The organism is Sphingobium xenophagum NBRC 107872, assembly GCF_000367345.1.
GTDB classification, from domain to species: Bacteria; Pseudomonadota; Alphaproteobacteria; order Sphingomonadales; family Sphingomonadaceae; genus Sphingobium; species Sphingobium xenophagum.
This window is the reverse complement of the sequence record NZ_BARE01000030.1, coordinates 26,998-40,027: the sequence shown is the minus strand read 5'-3', so window position 1 is coordinate 40,027 and position 13,030 is coordinate 26,998. Positions and strand designations below refer to the sequence as shown.

At 64.8% G+C, this 13,030-nt stretch carries 13 protein-coding genes; 8 read left to right on the top strand and 5 right to left on the bottom strand.

Annotated elements, in window-relative coordinates; translation table 11 throughout:
• The first annotated feature begins 91 nt into the window (after nucleotides 1-91).
• From SX1_RS13670 to SX1_RS13660, 3 genes are all read left to right on the top strand, one after another.
• Nucleotides 92-3,535: a chromosome segregation SMC family protein gene (locus SX1_RS13670; RefSeq protein ID WP_019053448.1), complete on the top strand. Its 3,444-nt coding sequence runs from the start codon at nucleotides 92-94 to the stop codon at nucleotides 3,533-3,535.
• Between the two features lie 109 nt (nucleotides 3,536-3,644).
• Nucleotides 3,645-3,917 (top strand): BrnT family toxin, encoded by a 273-nt coding sequence (locus tag SX1_RS13665; protein WP_017182941.1) that lies wholly within the window; start codon nucleotides 3,645-3,647, stop codon nucleotides 3,915-3,917.
• Entirely contained in the window at nucleotides 3,898-4,155 is a 258-nt protein-coding gene (locus SX1_RS13660; RefSeq protein WP_017182940.1) for a BrnA antitoxin family protein, read from the top strand. Before SX1_RS13665 ends, SX1_RS13660 begins: the two co-directional genes overlap by 20 nt.
• Here the strand turns inward: SX1_RS13660 and SX1_RS13655 are convergent.
• Nucleotides 4,152-5,627: a phospholipase D-like domain-containing protein gene (locus SX1_RS13655; protein ID WP_019053447.1), complete on the bottom strand. Its 1,476-nt coding sequence runs from the start codon at nucleotides 5,625-5,627 to the stop codon at nucleotides 4,152-4,154. The genes SX1_RS13660 and SX1_RS13655 overlap by 4 nt on opposite strands.
• A complete protein-coding gene (gene ubiA, locus SX1_RS13650) occupies nucleotides 5,624-6,526 on the bottom strand; it encodes a 4-hydroxybenzoate octaprenyltransferase (protein WP_019053446.1) in 903 nt (300 codons plus the stop codon). Before ubiA ends, SX1_RS13655 begins: the two co-directional genes overlap by 4 nt.
• Before the next feature lie 96 nt (nucleotides 6,527-6,622).
• Here ubiA and SX1_RS13645 point away from each other — a divergent pair, with 96 nt between their 5' ends.
• Nucleotides 6,623-7,369, top strand: a complete 747-nt coding sequence (locus tag SX1_RS13645) for a 16S rRNA (uracil(1498)-N(3))-methyltransferase (protein WP_019053444.1) — start codon at nucleotides 6,623-6,625, stop codon at nucleotides 7,367-7,369.
• A gap of 100 nt (nucleotides 7,370-7,469) precedes the next feature.
• Nucleotides 7,470-8,843, top strand: a complete 1,374-nt coding sequence (locus SX1_RS13640; protein ID WP_019053443.1) for a glutamate--cysteine ligase — start codon at nucleotides 7,470-7,472, stop codon at nucleotides 8,841-8,843.
• 18 nt (nucleotides 8,844-8,861) lie between these two features.
• On the opposite strand, the gene SX1_RS13635 is transcribed toward SX1_RS13640, so the two are convergent.
• Nucleotides 8,862-10,163, bottom strand: a complete 1,302-nt coding sequence (locus SX1_RS13635) for a methyltransferase family protein (RefSeq protein ID WP_019053442.1) — start codon at nucleotides 10,161-10,163, stop codon at nucleotides 8,862-8,864.
• A gap of 150 nt (nucleotides 10,164-10,313) precedes the next feature.
• On the opposite strand from SX1_RS13635, the gene SX1_RS13630 reads away from it, so the two are divergent.
• On the top strand, nucleotides 10,314-10,634 hold the full coding sequence (locus SX1_RS13630) for a hypothetical protein (RefSeq protein WP_019053441.1): 321 nt from the start codon (nucleotides 10,314-10,316) through the stop codon (nucleotides 10,632-10,634).
• A gap of 21 nt (nucleotides 10,635-10,655) precedes the next feature.
• Here the strand turns inward: SX1_RS13630 and SX1_RS13625 are convergent, their stop codons facing one another.
• Together SX1_RS13625 and SX1_RS13620 are read right to left on the bottom strand one after the other, a co-directional pair.
• Nucleotides 10,656-11,291, bottom strand: coding sequence for a DUF1345 domain-containing protein (locus SX1_RS13625; protein WP_019053440.1), 636 nt, complete (start codon nucleotides 11,289-11,291; stop codon nucleotides 10,656-10,658).
• Between the two features lie 7 nt (nucleotides 11,292-11,298).
• Nucleotides 11,299-11,874 carry a peptidase S14 gene (locus SX1_RS13620; protein ID WP_026002350.1) on the bottom strand — a complete coding sequence of 192 codons (576 nt, stop codon included), beginning with the start codon at nucleotides 11,872-11,874 and terminating at the stop codon, nucleotides 11,299-11,301.
• A 127-nt stretch (nucleotides 11,875-12,001) separates the two neighbouring features.
• Between SX1_RS13620 and ruvA the strand changes: the two genes are divergently transcribed.
• Nucleotides 12,002-12,610, top strand: a complete 609-nt coding sequence (gene ruvA, locus SX1_RS13615) for a Holliday junction branch migration protein RuvA (RefSeq protein ID WP_017182931.1) — start codon at nucleotides 12,002-12,004, stop codon at nucleotides 12,608-12,610.
• 72 nt (nucleotides 12,611-12,682) lie between these two features.
• A complete protein-coding gene (locus tag SX1_RS13610; protein WP_019053439.1) occupies nucleotides 12,683-13,009 on the top strand; it encodes a GIY-YIG nuclease family protein in 327 nt (108 codons plus the stop codon).
• Nucleotides 13,010-13,030: the final 21 nt, after the last annotated feature.

Here is a 13,030-nt window from a genome sequence, read left to right as displayed (position 1 = left end):
CGCCTGAGCGCTTGAAGGCAGGGGTGGCCGCACGCCTCCCCTGCGCGGCCTTGTTCTGCGCCGCATTGCGGCCTTGGCGCAGACAACAGAAATGCAGATAAAGCGGCTCAAGCTTTCCGGCTTCAAAAGCTTCGTCGATGCGACCGAATTGCGCATTGAACCCGGCCTGACCGGCATTGTCGGCCCCAATGGCTGCGGCAAGTCCAACCTGCTGGAAGCCATACGCTGGGTCATGGGCGAATCCAGCGCCAAATCCATGCGCGGCGGCGGCATGGAGGATGTGATCTTCGCAGGCACCGCGACCCGGCCCCAACGCGATTTTGCCGAAGTCTCGCTGCTGACGGTGCAGGAACAGGGTGAGCTTTTTTCCGCCGTGGATATAGGCCCGGACGGCGAACTGGAGGTCACCCGCCGGATCGAGCGCGGCGCAGGCAGCGCCTATCGCGCCAATGGCCGCGACGTGCGCGCAAAGGATGTGTCGCTGATCTTTGCCGACGCCGCCACCGGCCCGCATAGCCCGGCGCTGGTCAGCCAGGGCCGAATCGCCGCCGTCATCGCCGCCCGGCCCCAGGAACGGCGCGCCATGCTGGAGGAAGCGGCCGGGATTGCGGGCCTGCATGTCCGGCGCAAGGATGCCGAGCAGAAACTGCGCGCGGCCGAAACCAATCTTGCCCGGCTCGCCGAAATATTGCTCGACATGGACGCGCGCACCAATGCCCTGCGTCGTCAGGCCCGCGCCGCCGAACGCTATATCCGCCTGTCCGATCAGATCAGGGTCGCCGAAGCGCGCGCCCTTTTCGCCCGCTGGCGTGAGGCCCATGCCAGCGCCGAAGCCGCCCGCGCGCAGGCGAAAGAGGCGGAGGCCGCCGTCGCCGCCGCGCAGGACGCGCAACTCGCTGCCGCCGCGCATGCCCAAGCCGCGCTGGCCGCGCTGGCCGAGCGTCGCGCCGCCGCCCAACGCGCGCGCGATGACGCCAGTGAGGCTGGCCATCGCCTCGCCACGCTGCGCACCGAGCGCGACGGCGTGGTGCGGCGGCTGCATGATCTGGCCCAGCAGGCCGCCCGGCTGGACGAGGATCGCGCACGCGAAGGCACGCTCGCCAATGACGCCGCCGACGCGATCGCGCGCCTCACCGCCGAAATCGCAACGTTGAAGGCGCGCATCGCCGAAACCGAAAAGCTGCGCCCCGATTTCGCCAGCCGCATCGCCAGCGCCGAGGACAGCGCCCGCGACGCCGAACTGGATCTGGCCAAGGCGATGGCGAAGCAGGCAGGCGAACAGGCCGAACTGCGCGTCGCCGAAGCGGCGCTGGTGGCCGCGCGCAACCGGCTGGAGCGCGCGGAACGCGACGTTCAGCGCTTGAGCGGCGAAGCCGCCGCCCTGCCCGACCCCGCACCGCTGGAAGCACAGCGCGCCGCCGCCATCGCTGCGCAGGAAGAGGCCAGCGCCGCCCGCGATGCCGCCGAAGCCGCGATCCATGCCGCCGAAGCCGCGCGTCAGTCGGCAAGTGAGCAACGTGCCTCTGCCGAAGGCGCACTTTCCGCCGCGCGCGCCGCACTCGCCGCGCTCGACAGCGAAGCGGCTGCGCTCAAACGCGCGGTAGACAGCGGTCCCGGCGGTCGTACCCGTGCGCTCGATCAGCTCAAGGCTGCGCCGGGCTATGAACGCGCTTTGGCCGCCGCGCTGGGCGACGATCTGGAAGCGCCGATCGCCCCCGACGGCAAGCGCCGCTGGGCCGGCGCGCCATCGCTGACGAACGACCCCATACTGCCCGACGGCTGCGCGCCACTCGCCGCCCATGTCACCGCCCCGCCCGAACTCGCCCGCCGTCTGGCCCAGATTGCGGTCTCCGACAGGGATGAGGGCCAGCCCCTTGCCGTGGGCCAGCGCCTCGTCACGCGCGATGGCCAGTTGCGCCGCTGGGACGGCTATGTGGCGATGGAAGGCGGGGCTGCGGCGGCGGAACGATTGATCCGGCTCAACCGGCTGGAGGCGATCGCCGCGAACCGCCCCGCCGTCCAGGCGCAGGTCGATGCCGCCAGCACCGACCAGCAGCAGGCCAAGGCGCGCGAACAGGCTGCCAGCGAAGCCCTCGCCAGCGGCCGCACCCAGCTTGCCCAGGCCGATCAGAACTTGCGGATCGCGCTGCGCAGCGCAGACGAGGCGACCACTGCGCTCGAACGGCTGGCCGGGCGGCGCGAAGGGATTGAGGAGCGACTGGCCGAGGCGCGGCGCGATGCCGATGCCGCCCGCGCCGATCATGACAGCGCGCAATCAGCCCGCGCCGCCATGCCCGACGGCGCGCACACGCGCACTCTGGTCGCCACGCTGGCGCAGGCGAGCGAAAAGGCGCGCGCCATCGTCAGCCAGCTACAGGCCGATCAGGCCCTGGCCGACCGTGCCCTGTCGAGCGACCGCGAACGGCAAGCCGCTGCCGATGCGGAGATCAAGGGCTGGCGCGCCCGCGCGGGCGAAGCGGCCAAACGCATCGCCTCGATGGTCGCACGCGGCGACGAGATAGCCACCGAACGCGCCGCCATCGCGGGCCAGCCCGACGCGCTGGCGCAGGCCATCGCCGCGCTGGACGATCAGGGCACGACGTTGACCGCCGCCGCCGATGCTGCCCGCCATGCCGAGCAGGACGCCGAAGCCGCCTTGCGCCAGGCCGAGCAGCGATCCGCACAGGCTGGCGAATTGTTCGCCGCTGCCCGCGAAGCGCGCGCCACCGCCACGGCCCGCGCCGAATCCGCGGATGATCGGCGGATCGAAACCAATCGGCTGTCGGGCGAACGTTTCGAATGCCCACCCCCCCTCCTGCCCGAAAAGCTGGGCTTTGCCAGCGCCGACATCCGCCTCGCCCAGACCGAACAGGCCGACCATGACCGCTTCACGGCCGATCGCGAGCGGATTGGCCCGGTCAATCTCGTCGCGGCGCAGGAACTGGAGGAACTGGAGCAGGTGCAGGCCAGCAGCCGCGCCGAAAGCGAGGAACTGACCCAGGCGATCCATCGCCTGCGCGGCTCGATCGGTAGCCTCAACCGCGAAGGCCGCCAGCGCCTGCTCGCCGCGTTCGAGGCGGTCGACGCCCATTTCCGCCGCCTCTTCACCACCCTGTTCAATGGCGGTCAGGCGCATCTGGAGTTGATCGACAGTGACGATCCGCTGGAATCGGGGCTTGAGATCATGGCCCAGCCGCCGGGCAAGAAGCTGGCTGCGCTTACCCTGCTGTCGGGCGGGGAACAGGCTTTGACCGCCGTGGCGCTGATCTTCGGCCTGTTCCTGACCAATCCCGCGCCGATCTGCGTGCTCGACGAAGTCGACGCACCGCTGGACGACGCCAATGTCGAACGTTTCTGCGACCTGCTCGACGCCATGGTCGCCCAGACCCAGACCCGCTACCTCATCGTCACCCATAATGCCGTCAGCATGGCGCGGATGCACCGCCTCTTCGGCGTCACCATGGTCGAACGCGGCGTCAGCCGCCTCGTTTCGGTCAACCTTCAGAGCGCCGAAGCCTTGCTGGCGGCCGAGTGATTTTTGTAGTTACAAAAATTCTTGACGAATTTCTGTAGTTATGCAAAATGGCAAAGCGTTTTTGTCCACCCTGGAGCGCGTCGCGTAACTACGTTCTAGGGGCATGAAAATGGAATTGAGCTTCGATCCGGCAAAGCGATTGAAAACCCTACAGGAACGGGGATTGGATTTCGCTGATGCCGCGCAGGTTTTTGACGGTCCGTCCTACACGGTGGAGGACGATAGATATGACTATGTTGAGCCGCGTTTTCAGACTTATGGCCTGATGAACGACAGGCTAATTACGGTGGTCTGGACGCCGGTTGATGGTGGAATCCGGGTCATCTCCATGAGGAAATGCAATGACCGAGAGCAGAAAGCCTTTGCCCGCAGATTGGGATGATGATGACATTCCCGAATGGACGGAGGAGATATTTGACCGAGCGGAATTTCGCATCGGCGATAGGGTTATCCGCCCCGCCACTGGCACGCTGACCCGTCCCGGCCGCCCCAAATCGGACGCCCCCAAACAACAGGTAACCCTTCGCCTCGACGCTGCCGTACTGGACGGTTTCCGCGCCACTGGGCCGGGCTGGCAAAGCCGGATCAACGCCGAACTGCGCAAGGCGCTCGGCCTTTAATCCTTAACCCGCCCTAACCAGCCCTTCATCCGCCGGAACAGGCCGCGTTCGCTGATCGGCTCGAACATTTCGTCCGGTCCTTCGGGGTCCAGCACCTCATGGTCGGCCAGCCACGCCTGTACGTCATTCAGATCCGGCGTCTCATAGGGGCGCAGCGTCCGGCCGGGCTTCTGGCGCATTTCCTCTATCCCCGCGACCAGCCCGCGCTGCGCGACGACGCGCGCCACCCGCTCCACCGGCAGGTCGAGATGCTCGGCGATCAGATCGTCGCGGATCGCCCTGATCCTGTCCTGCCAGCCGGCATTGGCGGGCAGCGCGGTATCGATCGTCACGTCGCATTCGGTGTCCAGCCGCATCGAGCGGTTGTTCATGTTGGATGAACCGACCCGGATCAGTCGATCATCGACGATCAGGATCTTGGCGTGGACATAGATGGGAACGCCACGCGTCGTGAAGGGATGATAGATGCGCAGCCGCCCGTGGACGTCGCGCGCCTTCAAAGCCTCGAACAGACGCGCCCGCGCCGAATCCATCGCCTGCTGCTCCAGCCAGCCGTCCGCCTGGGTCGGATTGATGATGACGATGTCCGGCCCGTCCGCTTCGTCCAGCCGATTGGCGATCGCTTCGGCAATGCGGCGCGACGCGAAATATTGGCTTTCGGCGTAGATGCAACGCTGCGCCGCTGCGATCTGGTGGCAATAGAGCCGCTCGATCTCGATCAGTTCCTCCTGATCGTCCATTTTGGGCGCAGAGCGGGAAATGGCGACATCGACATCGGTGAATTGCACCGGCAGATGGTCGGGCCAGCAATCTTCCACCCCCTCGACCGGTGCCAGCGCATCGCCGCCCGCCCCGACCCAGCGATTGCGGGCATGTTCCCCCAGCGCCGCGGCGACAGGTCCGGTCAGCGCCGTGGTCGCATCGTGCCAGGGGCCATAGGGCGACCCGTCCGGATGCAGCCGACCCGGTTCTTCATCGCGATGATGGCGCGTGTCCCATCGGTCGCCGGTCATGTCGATGCCGCCGCAAAAGGCGAAGCAATCGTCAATCACCACGATCTTCTGATGGTGGGAGGCAGCGGGCGGATGATGACTGTCCAGCTTCACCGTCACGCGCGGATGGGCCATCCATTTGAGCGTCGTGAACAGGTTGGTCGGCCGCACCATCGACTTCATCGCGCCGACATCCCAGCGCAGCAGAAAGATTTCCAGATCCGGCGTACGGTCCACCAGCCAGCTGATGAAATCGCCGATCACCACCGGCGCGCCATCATGGACCTCATCCTCGCGCACCAGGCTGATCGCGGCATCGAAATCCCAGCCGATCAGCATGATCCGCCGTTTCGCCTTGAGCATCGCCGCACGGGCATGGCGGAAATAGGCATCGGCGTCGATGATCGTGCTGGCGCGCGTTGCCCGTGCGATCTGCCAGCAATCCTCTCCGGCGACGGGGCCGGCAATTGGCGCGCTCATGCGCTGCCGACCACTAGGCATCCCAGAAACATCAGCAGTCCGGCAAAGCGGTTGGATCGGAATTTGACGAGTGGATCGAGACCATCCTCGCGCAGGGTGGCGACCTGCCACAGCAGATGCACCGCCACCGGCAGCAATGCGGCCAGCGCCAGCATCTGGGGCCGCACCTGCCAGATCGCCCCGCTCCACAGGCCGAGCGCGCACAGATAGCAGAGCGCCACGCCCAGCCGGACGTGCCGCCCCATGGATAGGGCGCTGGAACCAATGCCGATCAGCGCGTCGTCCTCCCGGTCCTGCAGCGCGTAGATCGTGTCATAGCCCACAACCCAGAAAATGGTTCCGGCATAGAGTGAAATTCCCGGCAGCGTCAGCGCGCCCATCACTTCGCTCCACCCGACCAGCGCCGCCCATGAAAAGACGAGGCCAAGCCAGACTTGCGGCCAGCCGGTGATCCGTTTCATGAAGGGATAGGCCGCGACCAGCGCCAGCGACGCCAGCGCGACGACCTGCGCATAGAGGCGCAATTGCAGCAGCACGATCAGCCCGACCAGACATAGCGCGACCAGCCACAGCCAGGCCGTGCGCAGCGTCATCGTGCCGCTCGCCAGCGGGCGCGCCGCCGTGCGCGCCACTTTGCGGTCGAGATCGCGATCGACGATATCGTTGAATACGCAGCCAGCGCCGCGCATCGCGATGCTCCCCGCCAACAGCCAGAGTATCAGCGGCCAGCGCGCAAAGCCGCCCCCCGCCAGCGCCACCGCCCAGGCCCCCGGCCAGAAGAGCAGCCACCAGCCGATGGGCCGGTCGAACCGCGCCATCTGCACCAGCGCGCGCGGGGTGTCCGGTAGCCGCGCCAGCAGCCCACGCGCCTGGCTGTCGGGAACGATGGTCTGGCTCAACTGACGCACTCCATTCGGGCCGACTTGTCGAAGCCCCGTTCTTCTCTAAAGACTCCCATAGCCTCCGGGCAAGTTTCGTCGAACGGAAAGCGCATCATGACCGCAACTCCCGCCTGGCCGCCGCAAAGCGCGCCGCGTCTGCATGTCGAAACCCAGTTGGGGGATGGCGTGTCGGTGCCTGTCGATGGCAATCCGGCCCATTATCTGATCAGCGTCATGCGGGTGAAGCCCGACGATATCGTCCTGCTGTTCGACGGCCGGTCGGGCGAATGGGCCGCCCGCGCCCGCGACATCCGCAAGCGCGACCTGATATTGGAATGCATCCGCCAGACGCGACCGCCCGAATCCGTCCCGGATTTCTGGCTCTGCTGCGCCCCGATCAAGAAGGGCCGGATAGATTTGATCGCGGAAAAGGCGTGCGAACTGGGCGTGGCCAAGCTCCAGCCGGTCCTCACTCGCCGCGCCGTGGTGGACAAGCTCAATCTGGATCGTTTGCACGCCCATCTGGTCGAGGCCGCCGAACAATGCGGCCGCACCAGCCTGCCGTATCTTGCCGCGATGGTGAAGCTCGATGCGTTGCTGCGCGACTGGCCGCAGGACCGTCACCTATTCTTTGCCGATGAAACCGGCGGCGCACCGCTGGCCGCGGCCTTTGCCGCCCACCCCGGTCCCGCCGCTTTCCTGATCGGGCCGGAGGGCGGATTCGATCCTGCCGAACGCGAAGCGATCCGCGCCCACCCGCGCGCCGTGGCGGTTTCGCTCGGTCCCCGCATCCTGCGCGCCGAAACCGCTGCCATCGCCGCAACGGCCGCGTGGATGACGCTGAACGGGGACTGGCACTAAGTTTCATTTCGCTATTGGATTGAACCGTTTATAGACAGGCCCTATCTGATCAACGCCAGTCGCTGTTTGACCGGCCGAGGGGAAGCATTAAGGGCGGGGCATGAGCACCAGAACCGACTCAGCGGGTGAAGATCCCGTCATCGAAAGCCGCGACCAGTTGATCGCGGCCTTTGCCAAGGGCGAAAAGCCCAAGGATCGCTGGCGCATCGGCACGGAGCACGAGAAATTCGTCTATAACCGCAGGGATCATCACGCCCCTTCCTATGAGGAAAAGGGCGGCATCCACACGCTGCTGATCGGCCTGACCCGTTATGGCTGGAACCCGGTGTTCGAGGGTGAGAATATCATCGCCCTGTCCGGCGCCGACGGCACGATCAGCCTGGAACCGGCCGGGCAGCTCGAACTGTCCGGCGCGCCGCTCGACAATATTCACCAGACCTGCGCCGAAACCGGCCGCCATCTGGAACAGGTGAAATATGTCGGCGACATGCTGGGCCTGGGCTTTCTGGGCCTGGGCATGTGGCCCGACAAGACGCGCGCAGACCTGCCGATCATGCCCAAGGGCCGGTATGAAATCATGCTGCGGCACATGCCGCGCGTCGGCTCCATGGGGCTGGACATGATGCTGCGCACCTGCACCATCCAGACCAATCTGGACTATGGCAGCGAAGCGGACATGGCCAAGAAGTTCCGCGTCTCCCTCGCCCTGCAACCGCTCGGCACCGCGCTGTTCGCCAATTCGCCCTTTACCGAAGGCAAGCCCAACGGCTTCCTCTCCTACCGCAGCCATATCTGGTCGGACACCGACCCCAAGCGCACCGGCATGTTGCCCTTCGTGTTCGAAGACGGCTTTGGCTATGAACGCTATGCCGACTATGCGCTCGATGTGCCGATGTATTTCGTCTATCGCGACGGCAAATATATCGACGCTTCGGGCCTGTCGTTCCGCGATTTCCTGAACGGCGAACTGTCGGTCCTGCCGGGCGAAAAGCCCACGGAGAAGGATTGGGAGGATCATCTTTCCACCGCCTTTCCCGAAGTGCGGCTCAAAAGCTTCCTTGAAATGCGCGGCGCCGATGGCGGACCCTGGGGCCGTATCTGCGCCCTGCCCGCGCTGTGGGTCGGCCTGCTCTATGATCAGGGCGCGCTCGACGCCGCCTGGGATCTGGTCAAGGACTGGAGCATGGAAGATCGCCAGATATTGCGCGATTCCGTGCCGCGCCTCGGCCTCGATGCGCCGGTCGGCAAGGGCCGCACGCTGCGCGACATCGCCCGTCCCGCGCTCGACATTGCGCGTTCAGGCCTCGCCGCCCGCGCCCGTCTCAATACGGCAGGCGACAATGAAACCGGCTATCTGTCCGATCTGGAAGAGGTCGTGTCGTCCGGCAAGACCCACGCCGAACGGCTGCTGGACCGCTATCATGGCGAATGGGGCGGCGACGTCAGCAAAGTCTATGCGGAAGAAAGCTTCTGATCGCTCGATAAGGGCTGCTTATTCGGCTGCCTGAATCACTGTGGCGGCGGGGCGCTTGCGTCCCGTCACCCACGCAAAGATGCGCGGCACCGGCGCGTTGCGTTCCATCCAGTCGCTATAGGCGCGATAGTCGGGGTCGGCGGACAGATGCTGTTCTTCCGTCCGGGCGCGCCAGTAATAGACCGCGTTGGTGAGCGCCAGCATCGCGCAATTGCGCACTATGTCGGTCATGGACCCGGACACGCTCAGAAAAGGCAGCGCCGAAAACCACCAGAACAGATTTTTCGCCAGATAGGCCGGGTGCCGGGTCCAGCGATAGGGACCGTGCGTCAGGATGCCGCGATGGGTCAGGTTGGAAAAGCGCAGGCCGAACGCCACCGTCGCCCAGGCATAGATGCCGGTCAGCAGCACCAGCCATCCACCCAGCGCCCATTGCAGCACGCCCGACCCTTGCGTCCAATAGTCCCATTCCGCCCCGCCCGCATGATAATCAAGCGGTCCCCCGCCCCCCATCAGCACGAACGGCGGATAGCAGATCAACGCCGCGACCCAGCCCGCCAGATAGGGGTTGGCGGTGCGGATATGCGAATCCAGCGGCTTGAAGGTCAGAATATAGCCGACCGTGGCAAGGCACACGTCGATCATGAACATGAACGCAATCAGGAAACCGGCCATCGCCACGGGATTGGCGAAGGCCTCCTCGATCCGCCAGTCGACGACATTGGCGAAATTGCCGGGCACGATGGAGACCATGAAAGCCAGGAAAAAGCCCTTCACCGTCCAGGCGCGGGCATGGTGGGCGACCTGGCGCATGTCGGGCGCGCCCGCCGCGCCGCCGATCACCCATTGGCCAAAACTGTAACTAGCGTCCTTGGGGTGCACCAGCCGCCGGTCGATCCAGATGATGTAGGGGATGGACAAAGCGAGCAGCCAGGGCGCAGCAGCGGTGAACAGATCCATCGAAAATCGGTAGTTGCCGTTCCAGTACCAGCGCGCGATGCAATAGCAGATCGCGATGGCAAGCCAGGTCGCCCACAATCCCGCAATCTTGACGATGCTGATGTCCAGCACCTCGCGCACGGGACGCGCCGGGCCACGCCAGTCGATGCCGGTCGATGCGTTGCGATGCACCTTGTCCACCATCAGCGACCACAGCACCATTGGCAGGCCGCAGGCGACGACCGCGGCCAGCCCGGCATTGGGGCCGTCCATGCCATAATGGCGCGCCACCAGCGTCCAGAGGCCAAGGCCGACAAGGCCAGCGATGCCCACGCCGTGGCTGACGGCGGATTTGGGGCAGGGATCGACGGAATCGCGCATGGTCGCTGCTCTAGCGCAAAAGGGTAAGCAAGCGGTGAAAGGCATGGCGCGCGTCGGCCGACAGGAATCATCTTAACCTGCAGCAAGGTCATGAACCCTTTTTATCTCAGTGCGTTATCTCAACCTAAGCTTCGGCAATGGAGACAGGAGATGACGATTGCGGTGCGATTTCCCGATGGCAGCGTGCGCAACGTCCCTGCCCAGTTGAAGGAAGTCCCGGCCCTTGGCAGCGCCAATGGTCAACCCGTGTTTGAGCGTGTGCCGCTCAACTGCGATCCGGTCTGGCGTTTCCAGCGTGTCGGTGACGACTGGTACGCCGCGCCCCGCAGCGGCAGCCTTTCGGTGCTCAAGCCGATATTGCCCGAATGGTGGAGGACGGTACGGCATATGGGACTGGACGATTCGGCGCCCCGCTCCGCCAAGCAAAGCCAGTCGCAGGGGCGACGCGGCCCGATCGACACGGCCGCCTGATGGGCCGGATTTGAATTTGGCTCAGCCGCCCAGCACGTTGATGGTAAAGGCCAATATGCCAAGGTTGAACAGGAAGGCGGCAAGGCACTGAAACAATACGGTGCGCCGCACGCCGCTGTCAGTGATGGATATGTCGGACGTCTGGAACGTCATGCCCAGCGTGAAAGCGAAATACAGAAAATCCCAATAGCCCGGCTCCTTCGTGTCCGGAAAATCCAGCCCGGCGCAGTCGCCGCCGCCCTTGTCCGCCCGATAGAAGATATGGGCGTAATGCATCGCGTAAATGAGGTTGGAAAATAGCCAGGCGACCAGCAACGTCGCCAGCAGCAACGTGACCACCCAGGCCTTGGGCCCGCCATGCTGGCTCACGGCCACGCCGACCGCGACCAATATGACCAGGCTGACGATCCCGGTCAGCAACAGCATCAACTCGCGATTGGCGTCATTCGCCTGCGCCTTGCGCCGGATGGCGGCAGGATCGGCACGGATCAACGGCACGACCGACACCATGAAGGCCAGCGCGGCGATGTCGAAACCCGCCATCACCGCTTCATGCCAGCGCAGCCAGAGGCCAAGCGGCGCTGCCGTCACCAGCAGCGCCAGGAACATGCCATAACGCCAGGGGAAGATGGGCTGGCGGGAAATCGTGCGGCTCATGCGCCCGTCATAGCACGGCGGCGATCAGTCCGCGCGCCTGTGCTTCATTGGCCTCGAGATACCAGTTTTCAGGCGCTTTCTGGAGCAATTCCTCCATGCTGATATCCGATCCCAGGATCAGATTCTGGAACCCTTCATTCTGGATCGCGATCGACGATTCAATCTCGTTCAGCGTCGCCTTCAACGTCGCGATGCAGGTGGAAAGCGGCCCTGACAGCTGGATATTCTTCGTGATCAGCCGCTCATGGATCATGATCCGGGTACCGCGCGTCACATAGCGATTTTCGGTGGCGAAAAAGCTCATGAAGGTCGCCCCCGCCGAATAGACTGCGGTTCGCCCCAGAAATACCAGCCGCCGTTCAGGATAAAGGTCGGAATGGAAACGAATATCCTCGCCCATCAACCGGGCAATTTCCGGGTCGCCGCCCAGGGTGGAAATTTCCACCACCACTAACCCCTGCTGCGGCGCGTTCGACAGGCAGTTCTTGAAATGCAGATACATGCCATGGTCGACCACCCCCGACAGCATGATCGATGGATATTCAAAATCCTTTGGGCCCAGCATTGGTGCGGTCATAAGCATTGTCGCGTCCTTGGAAGATAGGTGTCGCGCTGCACTACGCATGGGCGCGCAAAAGGTGCCGCGCTTTTACGCTGGCGCCGCGCGCGGGAGCCTGTAAAGAACAGATCATGACCATGGGGCAGCGGACATGATCGCGAAATTGAAAGGACGGCTCGACAGCACCGGGCTGGACCATGCCATCATCGATGTGGGCGGCGTGGGCTATCTGGTCGGCGCCTCATCGCGCACGCTCGCGGCGCTGGGCAGCATCGGCGAAGCGGTGACGATCCACACCGAAATGCTGGTCGCGGCAGATTCGATCCGCCTCGTCGGCTTCGCGCGCGCAGAGGAGCGCGACTGGTATCGGCTGCTCACCCATGTGCAGGGCGTGGGATCGCGGGTGGCTCTGGCGATCCTGTCCGCGCTCGAACCGCTCGAACTGCACCGCGCCGTCGCCATGGGGGACAAGGCGATGATCGCGCGCGCGAACGGCGTCGGCCCCAAACTCGCCCAGCGCATCGTCAATGAATTGAAGGACAAGATCGGCGCAACCCCGGCTGGTGGCCCGATCGACGCGGGCGGCGTCGCCATGCTGCCGACCGGCAGCTTCGCCGCCGACGCGCTCTCTGCGCTCCAGAATCTCGGCTTCAAACCCCATGAGGCCAGCACCGCCGTCGCGTCTGCCGAAGCCGAACTGGGCGACGACGCCAGCCTCGATGCGCTCGTGCGGCTCGCGCTGCGGAAGGCCGCGAAGTGATGCGGTTACACACCCGTCATGCTGAACTTGTTTCAGCATCCATTGGGCCGCACAAGCCGAAGGGGGGTGTCGATGAAGCAACCATGCGTCTATATCCTCGCCAGCCAGCCCAACGGCACGCTCTACATCGGCGTGACGTCCAACCTGATCGGTCGGCTGATGCAACACAGAACGGATGCACTGGCGGGCTTCACCAGCCGATATGGCGTCCATCGCCTCGTTCGCTTCGAGGCTTGCGATACGATGGAGCAGGCCATCCTGCGCGAGAAGCAGCTAAAGCGCTGGCATCGACAATGGAAGATCAATCTCATCGAATCGGAAAATCCCGATTGGGTCGATCTGGCGGTCAACCTCGGCTTGCCGCCGGTCCATCCACAATTGACGCACGATGGATGCTGAAACAAGTTCAGCATGACGAAG

Excerpts from the sequence above, each read along its gene's own strand:
- SX1_RS13670 (WP_019053448.1), top strand. The coding sequence starts at position 92 with ATGCAGATAAAGCGGCTCAAGCTTTCCGGCTTCAAAAGCTTCGTCGAT.
- SX1_RS13665 (WP_017182941.1), top strand. The coding sequence starts at position 3,645 with ATGGAATTGAGCTTCGATCCGGCAAAGCGATTGAAAACCCTACAGGAA.
- SX1_RS13655 (WP_019053447.1), bottom strand. The coding sequence starts at position 5,627 with ATGAGCGCGCCAATTGCCGGCCCCGTCGCCGGAGAGGATTGCTGGCAG.
- SX1_RS13645 (WP_019053444.1), top strand. The coding sequence starts at position 6,623 with ATGACCGCAACTCCCGCCTGGCCGCCGCAAAGCGCGCCGCGTCTGCAT.
- SX1_RS13640 (WP_019053443.1), top strand. The coding sequence starts at position 7,470 with ATGAGCACCAGAACCGACTCAGCGGGTGAAGATCCCGTCATCGAAAGC.
- SX1_RS13635 (WP_019053442.1), bottom strand. The coding sequence starts at position 10,163 with ATGCGCGATTCCGTCGATCCCTGCCCCAAATCCGCCGTCAGCCACGGC.
- SX1_RS13630 (WP_019053441.1), top strand. The coding sequence starts at position 10,314 with ATGACGATTGCGGTGCGATTTCCCGATGGCAGCGTGCGCAACGTCCCT.
- SX1_RS13625 (WP_019053440.1), bottom strand. The coding sequence starts at position 11,291 with ATGAGCCGCACGATTTCCCGCCAGCCCATCTTCCCCTGGCGTTATGGC.
- SX1_RS13620 (WP_026002350.1), bottom strand. The coding sequence starts at position 11,874 with ATGCTTATGACCGCACCAATGCTGGGCCCAAAGGATTTTGAATATCCA.
- ruvA (WP_017182931.1), top strand. The coding sequence starts at position 12,002 with ATGATCGCGAAATTGAAAGGACGGCTCGACAGCACCGGGCTGGACCAT.
- SX1_RS13610 (WP_019053439.1), top strand. The coding sequence starts at position 12,683 with ATGAAGCAACCATGCGTCTATATCCTCGCCAGCCAGCCCAACGGCACG.